Source organism: Methylomonas koyamae, assembly GCF_001644025.1.
In the GTDB taxonomy this organism is placed as follows: domain Bacteria; phylum Pseudomonadota; class Gammaproteobacteria; order Methylococcales; family Methylomonadaceae; genus Methylomonas; species Methylomonas koyamae_A.
In genome coordinates this window covers 1-15,272 of the sequence record NZ_LUUK01000097.1, presented here as the reverse complement: position 1 = coordinate 15,272, position 15,272 = coordinate 1, and the positions used below count along the sequence as shown (strand labels likewise).

The 15,272-nt window shown below is 55.3% G+C and carries 21 protein-coding genes; 15 read left to right on the top strand and 6 right to left on the bottom strand.

Going from position 1 to position 15,272, the window contains the following annotated elements:
* Positions 1-102 precede the first annotated feature (102 nt).
* Together A1355_RS08230 and A1355_RS08225 are read right to left on the bottom strand one after the other, a co-directional pair.
* Complete coding sequence (locus tag A1355_RS08230) at positions 103-363, bottom strand: Txe/YoeB family addiction module toxin (RefSeq protein WP_064026878.1); 261 nt, start codon at positions 361-363, stop codon at positions 103-105.
* Positions 360-611, bottom strand: a complete 252-nt coding sequence (locus A1355_RS08225; RefSeq protein ID WP_064026876.1) for a type II toxin-antitoxin system Phd/YefM family antitoxin — start codon at positions 609-611, stop codon at positions 360-362. The genes A1355_RS08230 and A1355_RS08225 overlap by 4 nt, the downstream gene beginning before the upstream one ends.
* 132 nt (positions 612-743) lie before the next feature.
* Between A1355_RS08225 and ureA the strand changes: the two genes are divergently transcribed.
* The 3 genes from ureA to ureC all read left to right on the top strand — a co-directional run bounded on the left by ureA (position 744) and on the right by ureC (position 3,193).
* On the top strand, positions 744-1,046 hold the full coding sequence (gene ureA / locus A1355_RS08220) for an urease subunit gamma (protein ID WP_020482653.1): 303 nt from the start codon (positions 744-746) through the stop codon (positions 1,044-1,046).
* 129 nt (positions 1,047-1,175) lie between these two features.
* Positions 1,176-1,493, top strand: coding sequence for an urease subunit beta (locus tag A1355_RS08215; protein ID WP_064026874.1), 318 nt, complete (start codon positions 1,176-1,178; stop codon positions 1,491-1,493).
* Positions 1,490-3,193 (top strand): urease subunit alpha, encoded by a 1,704-nt coding sequence (gene ureC / locus A1355_RS08210; RefSeq protein ID WP_064026872.1) that lies wholly within the window; start codon positions 1,490-1,492, stop codon positions 3,191-3,193. Before A1355_RS08215 ends, ureC begins: the two co-directional genes overlap by 4 nt.
* Positions 3,194-3,286: 93 nt before the next feature.
* On the opposite strand, the gene A1355_RS08205 is transcribed toward ureC, so the two are convergent.
* Together A1355_RS08205 and A1355_RS08200 are read right to left on the bottom strand one after the other, a co-directional pair.
* Complete coding sequence (locus A1355_RS08205; RefSeq protein WP_064026870.1) at positions 3,287-3,853, bottom strand: hypothetical protein; 567 nt, start codon at positions 3,851-3,853, stop codon at positions 3,287-3,289.
* An 85-nt stretch (positions 3,854-3,938) separates the two neighbouring features.
* Positions 3,939-4,295 carry a hypothetical protein gene (locus tag A1355_RS08200; protein WP_064026868.1) on the bottom strand — a complete coding sequence of 119 codons (357 nt, stop codon included), beginning with the start codon at positions 4,293-4,295 and terminating at the stop codon, positions 3,939-3,941.
* 844 nt (positions 4,296-5,139) lie between these two features.
* On the opposite strand from A1355_RS08200, the gene A1355_RS08190 reads away from it, so the two are divergent.
* The 12 genes from A1355_RS08190 (at position 5,140) to yeiP (ending at position 13,177) form a co-directional block, all read left to right on the top strand.
* Positions 5,140-5,418 carry a type II toxin-antitoxin system CcdA family antitoxin gene (locus tag A1355_RS08190; RefSeq protein ID WP_064026863.1) on the top strand — a complete coding sequence of 93 codons (279 nt, stop codon included), beginning with the start codon at positions 5,140-5,142 and terminating at the stop codon, positions 5,416-5,418.
* Between the two features lies 1 nt (position 5,419).
* Positions 5,420-5,728 carry a CcdB family protein gene (locus A1355_RS08185; RefSeq protein ID WP_064026861.1) on the top strand — a complete coding sequence of 103 codons (309 nt, stop codon included), beginning with the start codon at positions 5,420-5,422 and terminating at the stop codon, positions 5,726-5,728.
* 71 nt (positions 5,729-5,799) lie between these two features.
* Positions 5,800-6,108 (top strand): type II toxin-antitoxin system RelE/ParE family toxin, encoded by a 309-nt coding sequence (locus A1355_RS08180; RefSeq protein ID WP_064026859.1) that lies wholly within the window; start codon positions 5,800-5,802, stop codon positions 6,106-6,108.
* Positions 6,105-6,419 (top strand): addiction module antidote protein, encoded by a 315-nt coding sequence (locus A1355_RS08175; protein WP_064026857.1) that lies wholly within the window; start codon positions 6,105-6,107, stop codon positions 6,417-6,419. Before A1355_RS08180 ends, A1355_RS08175 begins: the two co-directional genes overlap by 4 nt.
* Positions 6,420-6,592: 173 nt before the next feature.
* Positions 6,593-7,264 (top strand): alpha/beta fold hydrolase, encoded by a 672-nt coding sequence (locus A1355_RS08170; protein ID WP_082885441.1) that lies wholly within the window; start codon positions 6,593-6,595, stop codon positions 7,262-7,264.
* Between the two features lie 1,163 nt (positions 7,265-8,427).
* Positions 8,428-8,859: an urease accessory protein UreE gene (ureE, locus tag A1355_RS08160; protein WP_064026853.1), complete on the top strand. Its 432-nt coding sequence runs from the start codon at positions 8,428-8,430 to the stop codon at positions 8,857-8,859.
* Positions 8,849-9,523 (top strand): urease accessory protein UreF, encoded by a 675-nt coding sequence (locus A1355_RS08155; protein ID WP_064026851.1) that lies wholly within the window; start codon positions 8,849-8,851, stop codon positions 9,521-9,523. The genes ureE and A1355_RS08155 overlap by 11 nt, the downstream gene beginning before the upstream one ends.
* Positions 9,524-9,826: 303 nt before the next feature.
* Positions 9,827-10,447, top strand: coding sequence for an urease accessory protein UreG (gene ureG / locus A1355_RS08150; RefSeq protein WP_064026849.1), 621 nt, complete (start codon positions 9,827-9,829; stop codon positions 10,445-10,447).
* Between the two features lie 283 nt (positions 10,448-10,730).
* A complete protein-coding gene (locus tag A1355_RS08145) occupies positions 10,731-11,072 on the top strand; it encodes a hypothetical protein (protein ID WP_064026847.1) in 342 nt (113 codons plus the stop codon).
* A 126-nt stretch (positions 11,073-11,198) separates the two neighbouring features.
* Entirely contained in the window at positions 11,199-11,891 is a 693-nt protein-coding gene (aat, locus tag A1355_RS08140; protein ID WP_064026844.1) for a leucyl/phenylalanyl-tRNA--protein transferase, read from the top strand.
* Positions 11,879-12,607 carry an arginyltransferase gene (locus A1355_RS08135; protein WP_064026842.1) on the top strand — a complete coding sequence of 243 codons (729 nt, stop codon included), beginning with the start codon at positions 11,879-11,881 and terminating at the stop codon, positions 12,605-12,607. Before aat ends, A1355_RS08135 begins: the two co-directional genes overlap by 13 nt.
* Before the next feature lie 3 nt (positions 12,608-12,610).
* Positions 12,611-13,177: an elongation factor P-like protein YeiP gene (gene yeiP / locus A1355_RS08130; RefSeq protein ID WP_064026840.1), complete on the top strand. Its 567-nt coding sequence runs from the start codon at positions 12,611-12,613 to the stop codon at positions 13,175-13,177.
* A 40-nt stretch (positions 13,178-13,217) separates the two neighbouring features.
* On the opposite strand, the gene ubiH is transcribed toward yeiP, so the two are convergent.
* Both ubiH and A1355_RS08120 read right to left on the bottom strand, forming a co-directional pair.
* Positions 13,218-14,432, bottom strand: a complete 1,215-nt coding sequence (gene ubiH / locus A1355_RS08125) for a 2-octaprenyl-6-methoxyphenyl hydroxylase (RefSeq protein WP_064026837.1) — start codon at positions 14,430-14,432, stop codon at positions 13,218-13,220.
* On the bottom strand, positions 14,433-15,272 hold an 840-nt coding region (locus A1355_RS08120; RefSeq protein ID WP_157197799.1), incomplete at its 5' end, for a M24 family metallopeptidase. It lies immediately after the preceding gene.

The following is a 15,272-nucleotide window of genomic DNA, read 5'->3' as shown; positions in this document are numbered from 1 at the left end:
GCCAAACAAAAGAAAGTATCGCGGTTGTCGGTCCGCGAACCGACATTTAAAAAACCGTCGCGTTAGCGACACCAAATAAACAACCAGCGACACCAACCAAGATTAATACTCATAGTGATACCGCACCTGCGCAATCAACAAAGTATCGCCGGTAACCTTATAAACGATTCGATGCTCGTCGTTAATCCGCCGCGACCAATAGCCGGACAAACCGTGTTTCAAAGGTTCCGGCTTGCCGATGCCCTCGAACGGTTGGCGCTGGATTTCCTTGATCAATTGGTTGATGCGTTTAAGAACGGCCTTGTCGGTGGTTTGCCAGTACAGATAGCTATCCCAGGCATCGGCGGAAAAAGTGATTTTCACTCGATCAACTCATGCTCCGTGCCTTGGCCGGATTCCAGCTCGGCGATGGATTCCAGCAAGCGGCGGGCGTTGGCTGGCGAGCGTAATAAATAGGCGGTTTCCTCCATGGCTTGGTAGTCTTCCAAAGACAGCATCACCACCGGGGATTCGCTTTTGCGGGTGATGATGATGGGGGCATGGTCGGCGCAAACCTTGTCCATGGTTTTGGCTAAATTGGCGCGAGCGGCGCTGTAACTGATGGCGTCCATTGATGCTCCTGTTGTACAAAAAACGGTACGACACGATAACTCGGAACATAGCCCTATGCAAATTGGAAAACATTTAGCCGCGATACAACTTACTAACATTCCAAAAATTACTATTTAGCTGACGATAACGCCATGCAATTAACACCAAGAGAAAAAGACAAACTCCTCCTCTTCACTGCCGCCCTCCTCGCTGAGCGCCGCAAAGCCAGAGGTTTGAAACTTAACTACCCGGAAGCGGTGGCGTATATCTCCGCCGCCATCATGGAAGGCGCCCGCGACGGCCAGACCGTGGCCGAGTTGATGGCTTATGGTCGCACGCTGTTGAGCATCGACGACGTGATGGACGGCATCGCCGAGATGTTGACCGAGGTGCAGGTGGAAGCGACGTTTCCCGACGGCACCAAACTGGTGACGGTGCATGAGCCAATTGTTTAATCATCGCGTGGGCACAAAAAGCACGTGCCCACCCTACGACAATTCGTCAGAAAGCAAAGAAAATCCAACATGTAGGGTGGACACGATTTATCGTGCCCACGCGGAAAAAATGAATAAAAGGAGCCCAAAATGATCCCCGGACAACTCTTCCCAGCCGCCGGCGACATCGAACTCAACGCCGGCCGCGCCACCGTTAAAGTCTTGGTTGCCAACAGCGGCGACCGGCCAATTCAGGTCGGCTCGCACTATCATTTTTACGAAACCAACCCGGCTTTGCACTTCGACCGCAGTGTGGCCTTGGGTTTTAGATTGGATATTCCGGCCGGCACTGCGGTGCGTTTCGAGCCGGGCCAGCAACGCGAGGTGCAGTTGGTGGCTTTTGCCGGCGAGCGCAAAGTCTACGGCTTTCGCGGCGAGGTGATGGGCGCATTGGAGAAAACCGCATGAGTAGAATCAGCAGAACCGCTTACGCCGACATGTTCGGCCCCACCACCGGCGACCGCCTGCGGCTGGCCGACACCGATTTGATTTTGGAAGTGGAAGCCGATTACACCGTTTACGGCGACGAGGTGAAATTCGGCGGCGGCAAGGTGATCCGCGACGGCATGGGCCAAAGCCAGCTCGGCAACGACCACGCGGTGGATTTGGTGATTACCAACGCGCTGATCATCGATTACTGGGGCATCGTCAAAGCCGACGTCGGCGTCAAGGACGGCCGCATTTTCAAGATCGGCAAGGCCGGCAACCCGGACGTGCAGCCCGGCGTGGACATCATCGTCGGCCCCGGCACCGAAGTTATCGCCGGCGAAGGCCAGATACTGACCGCCGGCGGCATCGACGCCCACATCCATTTCATTTGCCCGCAGCAGATTGAGGAAGCGCTGTGCTCCGGCGTAACAACGATGATCGGCGGCGGCACGGGGCCGGCCACCGGCACCAACGCCACTACCTGCACGCCGGGGCCGTGGCATCTGCAACAAATGCTGAAAGCGCTGGATGGATTGCCGATGAACTTTGGCTTGCTGGGCAAGGGCAACGCCAGCCTGCCCGGTGCATTGGAAGAACAAATCAAAGCCGGGGCGATGGGCCTGAAACTGCATGAAGATTGGGGCACCACCCCGGCGGCGATAGACTGCTGCCTGGGCGTGGCCGACGATTACGATGTGCAGGTGGCGATCCACACCGACACTTTGAACGAGTCGGGCTTTGTCGAAGACACCTTCGCCGCCTTCAAGGGCCGCACGATACATACCTACCATACCGAAGGTGCCGGCGGCGGCCATGCGCCGGACATCATCAAGGCTTGCGGCCTGAACAACGTGCTGCCGTCGTCGACTAACCCGACCCGGCCCTACACGGTCAACACCGTCGACGAGCATTTGGACATGCTGATGGTTTGCCATCATCTCGATCCGAGCATTCCGGAAGACGTGGCCTTCGCCGAATCGCGCATCCGCCGCGAAACCATCGCCGCCGAGGACATCCTGCACGACCTGGGCGCGTTTTCGATGATTTCTTCGGATTCACAAGCCATGGGCCGGGTCGGCGAAGTGGTGATCCGCACCTGGCAAACCGCGCACAAAATGAAAGCGCAGCGCGGTGCCTTGGGCAGCGACACCGCGCAAAACGACAACTTCCGCATCAAGCGCTACATCGCCAAATACACCATTAACCCAGCCATCAGCCACGGTATCAGCCACGAAGTGGGTTCCATCGAAGTCGGCAAACTGGCCGATCTGGTATTGTGGCAACCGGCGTTTTTTGGCGTCAAACCCAGCCTGATCATCAAAGGCGGCCTGATCGCCGCCGCGCCGATGGGCGATGCCAACGCCTCGATACCCACCCCGCAACCGGTGCATTACCGGCCCATGTTCGGCAGCTTCGGCCGCACCGCCGGCAACACGTCGATGATCTTTTTGCCGCAAGCGGCAGTATCGGCCGGCGTGGCCGGGCAATTGGGCTTGCAAAAGCGGGTCGGTACGGTGCGAAATACGCGCAACATCGGCAAGGCGGATTTGAAATTGAACAACTACCAGCCGGTGATGGAAGTTTGTCCGCAGACTTATCAGGTACGGGCGGATGGAGAGTTGTTGATTTGCGAACCGGCGGTGGTGTTGCCGATGGCGCAGCGGTATTTTTTGTTTTGAGGACGATTTAGCCATCCCTATCCCGTGTCCGGCCAGGTATCGGCCAGCCACAACAAGAAAGGGATGGCGGAAGAAAACTCGCCAGCCGTTGGCTCAGGAACCCGGTCTGGGGGCTTTATGGGGCGGAACCGGTTCGTCGATGCTGACGGTGTCGGCTTCCACTTGCTGAGCCATCGCTTCGATGATTTCCGGCGGAACACCGGATTGCTTGAGGCTTGCCCGTAACTCTGCGCTCAATTCCGCGCCGGTTCGTTCCGCGACCGGTTCTTCGGGCTGAACGGGACCAGCAGATTCCTGTTCTTTCAAAGTCTGTTCCATTTGAGCAATATGCTCATCCGGTAAATGGTTAGCTCGCATCGACGCAATCATCTCGGCATTGGCTTCGTTACGCGCAGCCTCACCCTCGGGCGACAAGCTATTGGCTGGCGCCAGCCGTTGGCGCTCGTGCGGGGGTAATTGAGTGTCCTGAGACATTGCGGTATTTGCCGGCGAAATATCCAGCCTTCTGTTGGCGCCAACCGGGACAACCGGTGCGGAAGCTGAAGCGGCATGTTCCGGTGCCGCCGGTTGGCTCTCGCCGCGACCCGGAAATTGCTGACCGGCAAAATATCCGCTCGCAAAAATGCTAGCCACACCCAGTATTGAGACAAGTTTGTTCATGATCTTGACCTAGTTTGAGTTTGCTGGAAGCGGAATCCCAGCCGAATGAATCGGACCGAAGATTCCGCATGATCCGGTTTAGCGCTTAATACTCGTACAGATAGGTTAAAGTACCCAGGTAGCGGAAAGATCCGGAAGTTGGGCAGGCTGCAGTGCCGGAATCACCGTACAAATACAAGCTTTGATGGTTTTGCAGCGCCATTTTTGCCTGAATCAAAGCCTCTTTATTGTAGGTCAGGAAATAGTTGGTATAGCCCGGCAACACGGTGTGCTCAGGCACCGTGTAAATATAACCGTATGTGTTGCCGTTTACATTATATTCGTAGACACCGGAGACATAAGTCCAACCTCCGCCACAACTCGCCGCATTGGCGGCACTAGCGCCAAACATGGAAGCAGCAACTACAGACAACATTAACAACAGATTTTTGATGGTTTTCATGAGATTCACCTAAAAGATAGTAAACACAAGGATTAATTGGCGATCACTGCGCTTAAATCTGGAATATCACATACTCGGAAATGGGTAATATCCAAATGCAAGGGCAGTGTGTCCGTAGGTCTTCGCGATCATTTTTTTAATCTCCGCGAAACTGTTTGGGACGGTGTTAATTTAGGGAAACTATCCTTGGCGCTCTGTTAAGTTTTAGACTGGAAAAGTGTGACGGTTTCCACGCTTTATTTCGGGCGGCCATTGGCGCAAACGCGGATGACTTACTCGGTATATCCCGATACTCGGCGCGGCATCCGGGGCTCAAGGCTGCATCGGCACTGCGGCGCCCAGCCAGTCACGCCTAGTTTGCAACCGCAAATGCAAGGCACGGCTTGCGCTACTCAAAGCGTTTAACCGGTGCGGTGCGATTCGAAACCGGGCCAACAACGCCAGCCGTCTTGTCGATGCTGTCTCCGGCGGCAAACGCAACGCAAAAAGACTGGCGAGCAAGGCTCCGAGCAATAAACGCAAAACAAAAAGACTTGGGCGCAAGGCTCCGAGCGATAAACGCAACACAAAAAGACTTGCGCGCGAGACTCCGAGCAATAAACGAAAGGCAAAAAGCCTTGCGCGTGAAGCTCGGAGCATTAAACGAAAAGCAAAAAGACTTGCGGAGGTTCCCCAAACTCCAGTTTGGGAACCGCGCCTTGAAAACGCCAGCTTTGATTGATTTGACCGGGAAACGGGAGTTTCCAAGATCAGGTAACCAAGCTGGAGCTTGGTTACCAGTCGAACCCTCCGGTGCTCGGCTCGGCATGGGGAATTCACCCGATGTACAAGCATTAGCTGTCATGTGCATTATGTTGCGCATACATTAGACGCATTAAGGCGTAATCATGGCACCCAACAGCACAGTCAAAAAGCCACCAATCTCACCTTGTCCGCCGACGTGCTGGCCGAAGCCAAGACGTTGAACATGAATATTTCGCAAGCCTGCGACCGTTACTTGCGCGAACTGGTGCGTAGCGAGCGCGAAAGCCGTTGGCGGCAGGAACATGCCGAATTTATTTCGGCCTATAACCAAATCTTGGAACAAGATGGTTTACCGCTAGACGAATTCCGGATCTTCTGACATGGCGCGTTTCGAGGTCTACGGCAATAACAGCGACAAATCCGCCGATGCACCCTTTTTGTTGGATGTGCAAAGCGATGTTTTGAATGGCTTGGATAGCCGGATTGTGGTCCCGTTACGGCGGCGCGACCGCTTCCGGGCGATTTCGTTACCGGCTAATTTAATGCCGGTCTTGGACATCGACGGCGTCGAATACGTTTTGGAAATGCCGGAATTGGCTGCGGTTCCGGTAAGAATATTGACGGAGCCGGTAACATCGCTGGAGGCTTTGCGGTTTGAGATTAGGGCGGCGTTGGATTTTTTGTTTTGATGTTGAAAGGCTGGAATGTTTAAGTCCGATCAATCGCTTTATATCTGTATAAATTAGGATACAATCGGAACGTGAAAACCGTTTTAACGACCGAGCTTTTCGACCACTGGTTTACCGGCTTGAAAGACATTCAGGCCAAACGTCGTATCCAAATGCGTATCGACCGTGCCGAGGATGGTCATTTCGGCGATTGCAAACCGGTTGGCGAAGGCGTATCCGAAATGCGCGTCAACACCGGTCCGGGTTATCGGATTTATTACACGCAACGTGGAGACGGCTACGAAATCGTTGTACTACTGGCTGGCGGCGATAAGTCCTCGCAGGCTCAAGACATCAAGACCGCTATTCAGTTGGCCAGACAAATTAAGGAGCAATCATGACAATCAAATTAAAACGCTGGGATTCGGCCGAGCATTTACAAACCGACGAAGACATCGAATTGTATTTGCAAGCTTGTTTCGAAGAAGCCGGCGACGACGCCGCCTTTATCGCCAAAGCCTTGGGCAATGTCGCCCGCGCCCGCAGCATGACGCAGTTGGCCAAGGATACCGGTATGGGGCGGGAAAGTTTATATAAAGCGTTGTCCGGCGAGGGTAATCCAAGTTTCGGCACTATTTTGAAGGTGACAAATGCATTGGGACTGAAATTTAACGTCCATCTTTCGGATGATTCTGATCCGAAAATGGCTTGAGTTTGGTTTATAGCGTTATCCATGGGCATATATCGCGAAGCAAACCCTACTTGATGGTTTTTGTGTTTTTAGGTGTCGTTATCCGTTTGTTGGGTCACTTAAGTTTACCCCTCCGGCACTTCGATGCCGCTAGGGGGGAGGAGTCCATCCCATTGTCCTACGCTGGCTAAATCGTGCTCAACCTGGGCACTTCAAAATCGGCTCAACAATACAACAAATATCCTAAATATCCGATTATGAAAGTAATACTTGTCCATGGCATATTTGATACAGGAAGAATATTTCACCGTTTAATCGCGAAATTGGAAGCAAACGGTCATCAATGCTTTGCACCTGACTTAAAACCAGCAGATGCGCGACTAGGAATTGCCGATCTATCTGAAAAACTGAAGCAATATATTGACGAACAAGTTAGTAACGATGAGCCGATTGCCGTTGTCGGTTTTAGTATGGGCACAATAGTATCCCGTTATTACTTGCAACAATTAGACGGCTATCGACGGACAAAAGCTTTTTTCGCGATATCCGGTCCGCTCAAAGGAACGCTAACCGCGTATTTGTACCCCGGCCAAGGCGTAAAGGATTTAAGGCCGAATAGCCCGTTACTTAATGAACTAGCCAAGTCCGAAAACAAGCTTGCGCATATTGCCTTACATACGTATAGAACGCCGCTAGATGCGATGATAGTGCCGTCCAAAAGCTCCGAATGGCGGATGGCTAGCAACCATAAAATCAATGCACCGTTACATAGGCTTATGGTTAGCAACCAAAGGGTTTACACCCATATTGCAAAGCAATTAACCCACGTCTTGAGTAGTTCCGACGCTGGAGTTTCGGAACGATAAGAAACAAGACAGCATTAATGTTGGGAGTTTTTTTCTCCCCTGACGCCGCGCCGAGTACCGGAGGGTTGAGGCGGATTTGTCCGCAGGGGCGATGCAAGGATACATCGCGTTTTTCGCAGGGGCTGAATGCCCATTCGAGCCCCCGCTCAAACCCTTCGGAGCACAGGGCAAATCGACAGGATAGCCGATTTGCATGCGATAGCACTCGAAGGGCAAGGTATATGAATGTACCGAGTGATTCAAGCGGCATGGGATGGCCTTTTCTTTGGATACTTTCTTTTGGCCAAGCAAAAGAAAGTATCGCGGTTGTCGGTCCGCGAACCGACATGTAAAAAACTCGTCGCGACAGCGACACAACAAAACCAAAAGACATCAAGGCCCGTAGAGAGAAAACCAGGAATGATTTTCGTAGCGAAAGTATCGTGGCTGTCGGGCCGAGACCCGACATTTCAACCACCCGCCCCGACAGCGACATCAAATAAATAAGCGTCATTAAATGGCATTTTTCATACTGATTTTGTTGTTTGTGGTTTGTATCGGTTTGTGTTTCATTGACCAATGCCCGCATTGCCAGGAATACAGGTCGTTTAATAAAACCGGCCAGAGCCGGCAATTGAAACAAGCCGTATATGAATTGGAATATTTCTATCGTTGCAAACGCTGCGGGTATAGTGAATGGCGGAAAATTGGCCCCAGTAATCATTCAAACGAAGGCGGCGGTGGCTGCTGATAATTTTATGCTTCCCCACGCGCTGCGCCACTGCCATTTAGTTAAGAACGGATGCTCCCCTCTGCCTCAGGAAGAGCTAGGGTGAGAGCGATAAATAGGCAAGAAAGCTTTATTTTGTTTCCGTCATCCCAACCTTATCCCAAAGGGAGAGGGGCTTTTTCCATATGGATGCCGGAGGTATAGCAAGGCATGGAGCAATTGCCGAGGCCAAGCACAAATTCGTTTGGAATGAATTTGAACAACCGACAGGTTGGCCAAAGGGCGAAAACCAGGGACGATTTTCGTAGCGAAAGTAACGCGGTTGTCGGTCCGCGAACCGACATGTAAAAAACCCGTCGCGACAGCGACACAACAAGACCAAAAGACATCAAGTAATCTGGAAGCCGACGTGTCGGGTTACGCTTCGCTAACCCGACCTACACAAAATAAGCAAATGCTAAAACTCACCGAAACCACAGAATCCCAAGAATCTCCCGACGACACCCTAACCCTGCCCTTCGAGGCCCGGCAAAAGTCCCGGCAACCGGCCATTACCCAAGGCGGCGTTCAAGTCGGGGTGTTTTTGCCCAGAGGGCAAACCTTGAAGCACGGCGCGGTGCTAACCAACGCCCAGGGCTTCAAGGTGCGGGTCAACGCCGCGCCGGAAGCCTTATCGGTGGTGAAATGCGCCGATCCGATGTTGTTCGCCCGCGCCTGTTACCATTTGGGCAACCGTCACGTGGCCTTGCAAATTTTACCCGGCGAACTGCGCTTTTTGACCGATCATGTGCTGGATCAAATGCTGGTCGGATTGGGTTTGACCGTCGAGCATCAAACCCTGCCGTTCGAACCGGAAGCCGGCGCTTATCACAGCCATGGTCACTAATTTAAGCTTGTTGCGGCTGCTGCAACTGGTCAGCCCCAGTTTGCCGATCGGCATGTACAGCTATTCCCAGGGGCTGGAAACGGCGGTGCATGACGGCTGGGTAACCAATGCCGAACAAACCGGCGACTGGCTGCGCGGCTTGTTGCACAACGGCTTGGGCAAGGTCGATGCGCCGTTGTTGGCAAGGTTGTACGATGCCTGGCGGACCAATGACCTTACAGCTGTCACGCATTGGAGCCAAACCCTGAGCGCCTGCCGGGAAACCGCCGAATTGCGCGCCGAGGACAAGCAGACCGGCCAGGCCCTGGCGCGCTTGCTGGTCAAGTTGGAGATGCCGGAAGCCCAGACTTGGCAAAAACGGCCCGATGCGACCCTGGCGGCCTTGTTCGCATTGGCCGCGACGCGCTGGCAAATCGATAAAGCCGATGCGGTTGCCGGCTATTTGTGGGGTTGGTTGGAAAACCAAGTGCTGGGCGCGATCAAATTGGTGCCGTTGGGCCAGGTGGCCGGGCAGCAGTTGCTGCAAAGCTTGGCCGGCGAGTTGCCGGCTTTGGTCGAGCGGGCATTGCAATTGAATGACGACCAGATCGGCGGCAGTTGTTTCGGTCTGGCCTTGGCCAGCAGTCGCCATGAAATGCAATATTCGCGGCTGTTTAGGTCTTGAGGTTACAGGTGGGCACTTATTGTGCCCAGCTTGCGCTTCGATGCCGTTAAGTTAAGCCGCTCATGGTTCGACAGGCTCACCACGAACGGCTTAACTTAACGGCATTGCCCTGCGCTCTGTTCGCCCTGTCGAAGGGCTTGCCACCCCAGGCTTCGACAAGCTCGGCCCGAACGGAATACCGGTGATAAAGCGGGCCGGGTGAATAATTCGCCGCTACCGACAAACGCATCCTCGCTGCCGCACTGCGGAATCGAGGTTGGATCAACTTAAATTCCGGATACCATCCGGGCAACTGGAGACAACATGAACGACAAACAGGTATTGAGAATCGGCGTCGGCGGCCCGGTAGGTTCCGGCAAAACCGCTTTGGTGGATGCGCTGTGCAAACGCATGCGCGAAGAATTTCAAATCGGCGTGGTCACCAACGACATCTACACCCGCGAGGATCAGCAATTTCTGATCCGGAGCCAGGCCTTGCCGGAAGAACGCATCCTGGGTGTGGAAACCGGCGGCTGTCCGCATACCGCGATCCGCGAAGATGCGTCTATGAACTTGGCGGCGGTGGACGAGTTGTGCGAGCGCTTTCCGGAGCTGGATTTCGTGTTGGTCGAAAGCGGCGGCGACAATCTCAGCGCCACCTTCAGCCCGGAACTGGCCGATTTGACCATTTACGTAATCGACGTCTCGGCCGGCGACAAGATTCCGCGCAAGGGCGGCCCCGGCATTACCAAATCGGATTTATTGGTGATCAATAAAATCGATCTGGCGCCTTACGTCGGTGCGTCGTTGGAGGTGATGGACCGCGACGCCAAGAAAATGCGCGGCGAGCGGCCGTTCGTGTTTACCAATATCAAGGCCGGCGTTGGCCTGGACGCCGTCGCTCAATTCATCGTCACCCAAGGCATGTTGGCCGCACCGGTTTAAACCGGGCTTGCCGTTCTGGGGTTTGTCGACGACTTCGTTGCCGAATCCCCCCGCTCTTCATTACCTCCGAACGCCGCATTGATTTGGTTCTAAACAAGTCCGAAATCGGTATCCGGCATGTTTTGCGTGCATTCGCGGCGCGGCAACTTAACAGTATTAGTCCGCGCCGTTTGGAGTGCAAAATATTATTTGCACCGCGCGACAGTTTTCAGCCGTCATCCGTGACTTTGCCCACCCAAGCGTTTAGAACTAAATATCCGTTACAAACCCGCCCGCGTCCATCTTGACCCACAACAAAATCTCCCGCCAGACCAATCTCCGCAAGCGACGCTATCGCTCGTACGGCTATGCCAGATCGGCATTGATTATTGGCGGCATCGCGCTGATAGTCTGGCTGACGTTCTTGCTACCGTTGTCGTTCGCGGTGCAAGCCAGCGACGGTCCCGTCCACAATTCATTGTTGGTGTTACGCTTGATGCAATACGGTTTCCTGGCCGCCAATGCTTGCGGCATGATGCTGGCCGCGACCTCGCTGTTTAAATCTCCCGCCAAACTGGAACTAGCGATTTTTGGCTTGACGTTCAATCTGGTCGATTTCGTGTTGGGACTGTCGCTGAATACGTGAGTCCGTTTTCAGCCCGACCGATACCCGTCCACCGCGAAGTCTTAACGGCCGCCGCCCGCCAGCAATCCGCCGTAAGCCGGTTTGCTTTACAATGTTGGCAACTCCATTCATTCACGTCCGGCCAGCATGCAACTCAGCGTTCTCGACCCCCTACGCCCCGGTCAAGCGTTCCCGCCGTTGGAACGCGCGCTGACCGAGCCTAACGGCCTGCTGGCGATAGGCGGTTGTCTATCGCCTCGGCGTCTGGTTAACGCTTACCGGCACGGCGCGTTTCCGTGGTTTAACCCCGGCGAACCGATCTTGTGGTGGTCGCCCGATCCACGCCTGGTATTGTTTCCGCAGAGTTTGAACGTATCGCGCAGCCTGGCGAAAACTCTGCGTAGAGGGCATTTCGAAATCCGCCGCGACACGGCTTTCGCCGAGGTCATCGAGGCCTGCGCCGCGCCGCGCCGGGAGGATGGCGGCACCTGGATCACCGACGATATGCGCGCCGCTTACCAAACGCTACATCAACTCGGCGTCGCGCATTCCTGGGAGACCTGGCAAAACGGTGAACTGGTCGGCGGCTTGTACGGTCTGGCGATCGGCCGGGTGTTCTTCGGCGAATCGATGTTCCATCGCGCCACCGATGCGTCGAAAGTCGCGTTCGTGGATTTGGTGCGTCATTTGGATAGCTGGGGTTACCAGTTGATCGACTGCCAAGTCAGTAGCGATCATTTATTGAGTTTAGGCGCCGAGGACATCCCGCGCCGCGAATTCGCGGCGGCACTGGCCGTCTTGTGCAAACAGGCACCGCATCCGCAAGCGTGGCAAATCTAAAATCGATTTCTCTTTGGCTGAGCGGCGAACAGGATTGCGCCTATCTGGACGATCGGCGCGCTCGCTCGGCCTTCGTCCATCCCGATACCGAACTGGATCCCGCCGTTTATTCGCGCCTGATCGAACTGGGCTTCCGGCGCAGCGGCGATCACGTGTACCGGCCGCATTGCGACTACTGCCAAGCCTGCATACCCACCCGCGTTCCGGTGCAAGAATTCCAACCGAACCGCAAACAACGCCGTTGCCTGACGCGGAACGCATCCACCCGGACCGTCATACGCGGCGCCGAATTCGATCCTCGCCATTTCCGGCTTTATCAAACCTATCTGCGGGCTCGCCACGACAAACCGGACGAAGCGCCGCCGAGCGAGGAAGATTATTTGCGTTTTCTCGGCAGCCGTTGGTGCGATACCCATTTCGTCGAATTCTTGATCGAAGGCCGGCTGGCGGCCGTCGCGGTCGTCGATGTTGTCGATCACGGCCTGTCGGCGGTATATACCTTTTTCGACCCGGCTATGGCGGCCTACAGTCCCGGCGTGTATGCGGTGCTGTGGCAGATCGAATACGCCAGACAATTGGAACTGCCTTACGTTTATCTGGGTTTTTGGATCGCCGAATGCCGTAAAATGCGCTACAAAATCGACTATCAACCGCTGTCCGGCCTGATCGCCGGCCAATGGCAATCCCTTTTACCCCCTTCAATACACGAGGAATAAGCAGTGCCTAAAGCCAACGAACTCAAGCAAGGAACCGCTATCGAAATCAACGGCGAACCCTATGTCGTCAAAAGCATCGATGTGCGCAATCCGACGTCGCGCGGCGCGACGACCTTGTATAAAGTCCGCTTCACCCACATGAAAACCCGCCAAAAGCTGGACGAAACCTTCAAGAGCGACGACATGCTGAAGGCCGCGGATTGCTCGCGCTGCAACGTGCAGTATTCCTACCAGGACGGCGAAACCTATTACTTCATGAACAGCGAGACTTACGAGCAATACGCGCTGGCGGCAGAGGATTTGGAAGGCCAGACGCTGTATTTGAGCGACGGCCTGGAAGGCATCATCATGTTGCTGATGGACGACGCGCCGCTGGGCATTCAATTGCCGACGACGGTCACGTTGCAGATTGTCGAAACGCCGCCGGCGATGAAAGGCTCCAGCGCCACCAAGCGCACCAAAACCGCGAAATTGACGACCGGCCTGGAAGTGCAGATCCCGGAATACATCGAAACCGGCGAGATCATCAAGGTGAACACCGAAACCGGCGAATTTTCGTCCAGAGCCTGAGCCACGCCAACCGGCCGCCTCGCCGAAGCGGCGGCCGCGATTATTCGTCCTTACCCAATTTCGGCAATTTACCGGCCAAGCCCATCGCATGCTTGGCCAGCGCCGATTTGGCGAACGGCAGGTGATCCAGTACCGCCAGACCGGCGTTACGCAACGCGGCCACCGGCAAGCGGTTGTTCGAGAACAGTCGGACCACGGTATCGGTAAAACCGATCGTACGGTCGTGATCCTGGCGGCGTTGCCGGCTGTAGTCGCGCAATAGACTGGCCGCACCGAGATCGCCGCCGCGATCGTGCTGGTCCATCAACAGTTCCGCCAACAAGGCGACGTCGCGAATGCCCAGATTGAAGCCCTGGCCCGCCACCGGATGCAATTGGTGGACGGCGTTGCCGATGATCACGGTCCGGTCGGCCACCATACTTTCGGCGCGGATCAAACTCAGCGGAAATGCGCGGCGCGGCGCGACCAGTTTCAGTTCACCCAAGCGATAACCGAAACAATTTTGCAGTTCGGCGAGAAACTCTCGATCGTTAACAGCCAACAAGGCTTCGGCCTGCTCATGACTGCGGGTCCACACCACTGCGGATTGCTTGGCCGCCACCGGCAGCAAGGCCAACGGGCCGAATTCGGTGAAACGCTCGAAAGCGACATGGCGATTAGGCAACGCCGATTGCACCGTGGTCACCAGCGCGGTTTGACCGTATTCGCTGACTTGCTGGGGAATTTCCAGTAACTTGCGCACCGTCGAGTTGCCGCCATCGGCACCGACCAGCACTTGGGCACTCAAATTCAACGAGCGGCCGTCGGCCTGCTTCAAGCTGACGTTGACGGCATCGTATCCCGCCATCAAGCCGGCAACCCGCGTTTGATATAGGCAATCAGTGTCGGTTTTTTCGACCAGGTCGGCCGCATGCTGTTCGATGTCGCGGGCGACAATCACGTAACCCAAGGCATCGACGCCCTGCTCCGCCGCCGACAGCCGGGTTTTGCCGAAATGACCGCGGTCGGAGATATGGATGTCCGCGATCGCGGTGGCCTTGGCGGCCACGCCGCGCCACGCGCCCAACTGATCCAGCAACTCGACGGAACCCTTCGCCAAGGCCAATGCCCGGTCGCCGGCCGGCGAGTGGCGTAGTTGCTCGCGGCTATTGGCTTCGACCAGCGCGATTTTCAAGCCGCTGTTCCTCAGCGCCAACGCCAGGCAGTTGCCCGCCAAGCCGGCGCCGACGATGATCAGGTCGTAGTCGTGGGCCATTTAGGCATTCATCAACGCTTCGATATCGGCAATGCGTTTGGGCACGCCACCGGTCAAAATCTCGTGACCGTCCTTGGTCACCAGCACGTCGTCCTCGATCCGAATGCCGATGCCGCGCCACTGTTTGTCCACAGTTTCGCACTGGGCCGGCACGTACAAGCCGGGTTCGACGGTCAATACCATACCGGGCTCCAGCAAGCGCCATTCGTCCTTGATTTTGTAATCGCCGACATCGTGCACGTCCATGCCTAGCCAATGACCGATGCGGTGCATGTAAAACTGTTTGTATTTTTCGTCCTTGATCAATTTCTTGACCCGGCCTTTTAACAAGCCAAGCTCGACCAAACCCCTGGTCAACGTTTCCACCGAGGCGTCGTGGGCCTTGTTCCACGGATTGCCGGGTTTGATTTCGGCCAATGCCGCGGTTTGGGCATCCAGCACCAATTGATAGAGTAGCCGCTGTGGTTCGCTGAACTTGCCCGAAACCGGAAACGTGCGGGTAATGTCGGCGGCGTAGTGGTCGCATTCGACGCCGGCATCGATCAACAACAGATCGCCCTTATTCAGCTTGTCCTTATTCTCGACGTAATGCAGCACACAGGCATTTTTACCACCGGCGACGATGGACGGATAGGCTACCGCCCGCAATCCGTCCTGAATGAATTCATGAATCAGTTCCGCTTCGATCTGATACTCGTACAAGCCCGGTTGGCAAGCTTGCATTGCCCGAACGTGGGCCTTGGCGGAAACTTCGGCGGCGCGGCGCATCAATTTCAGCTCTTCCGGGCTTTTGAACAAACGCATTTCGTGCAGGATGTGCTCCAACGCGACCAATTCGCC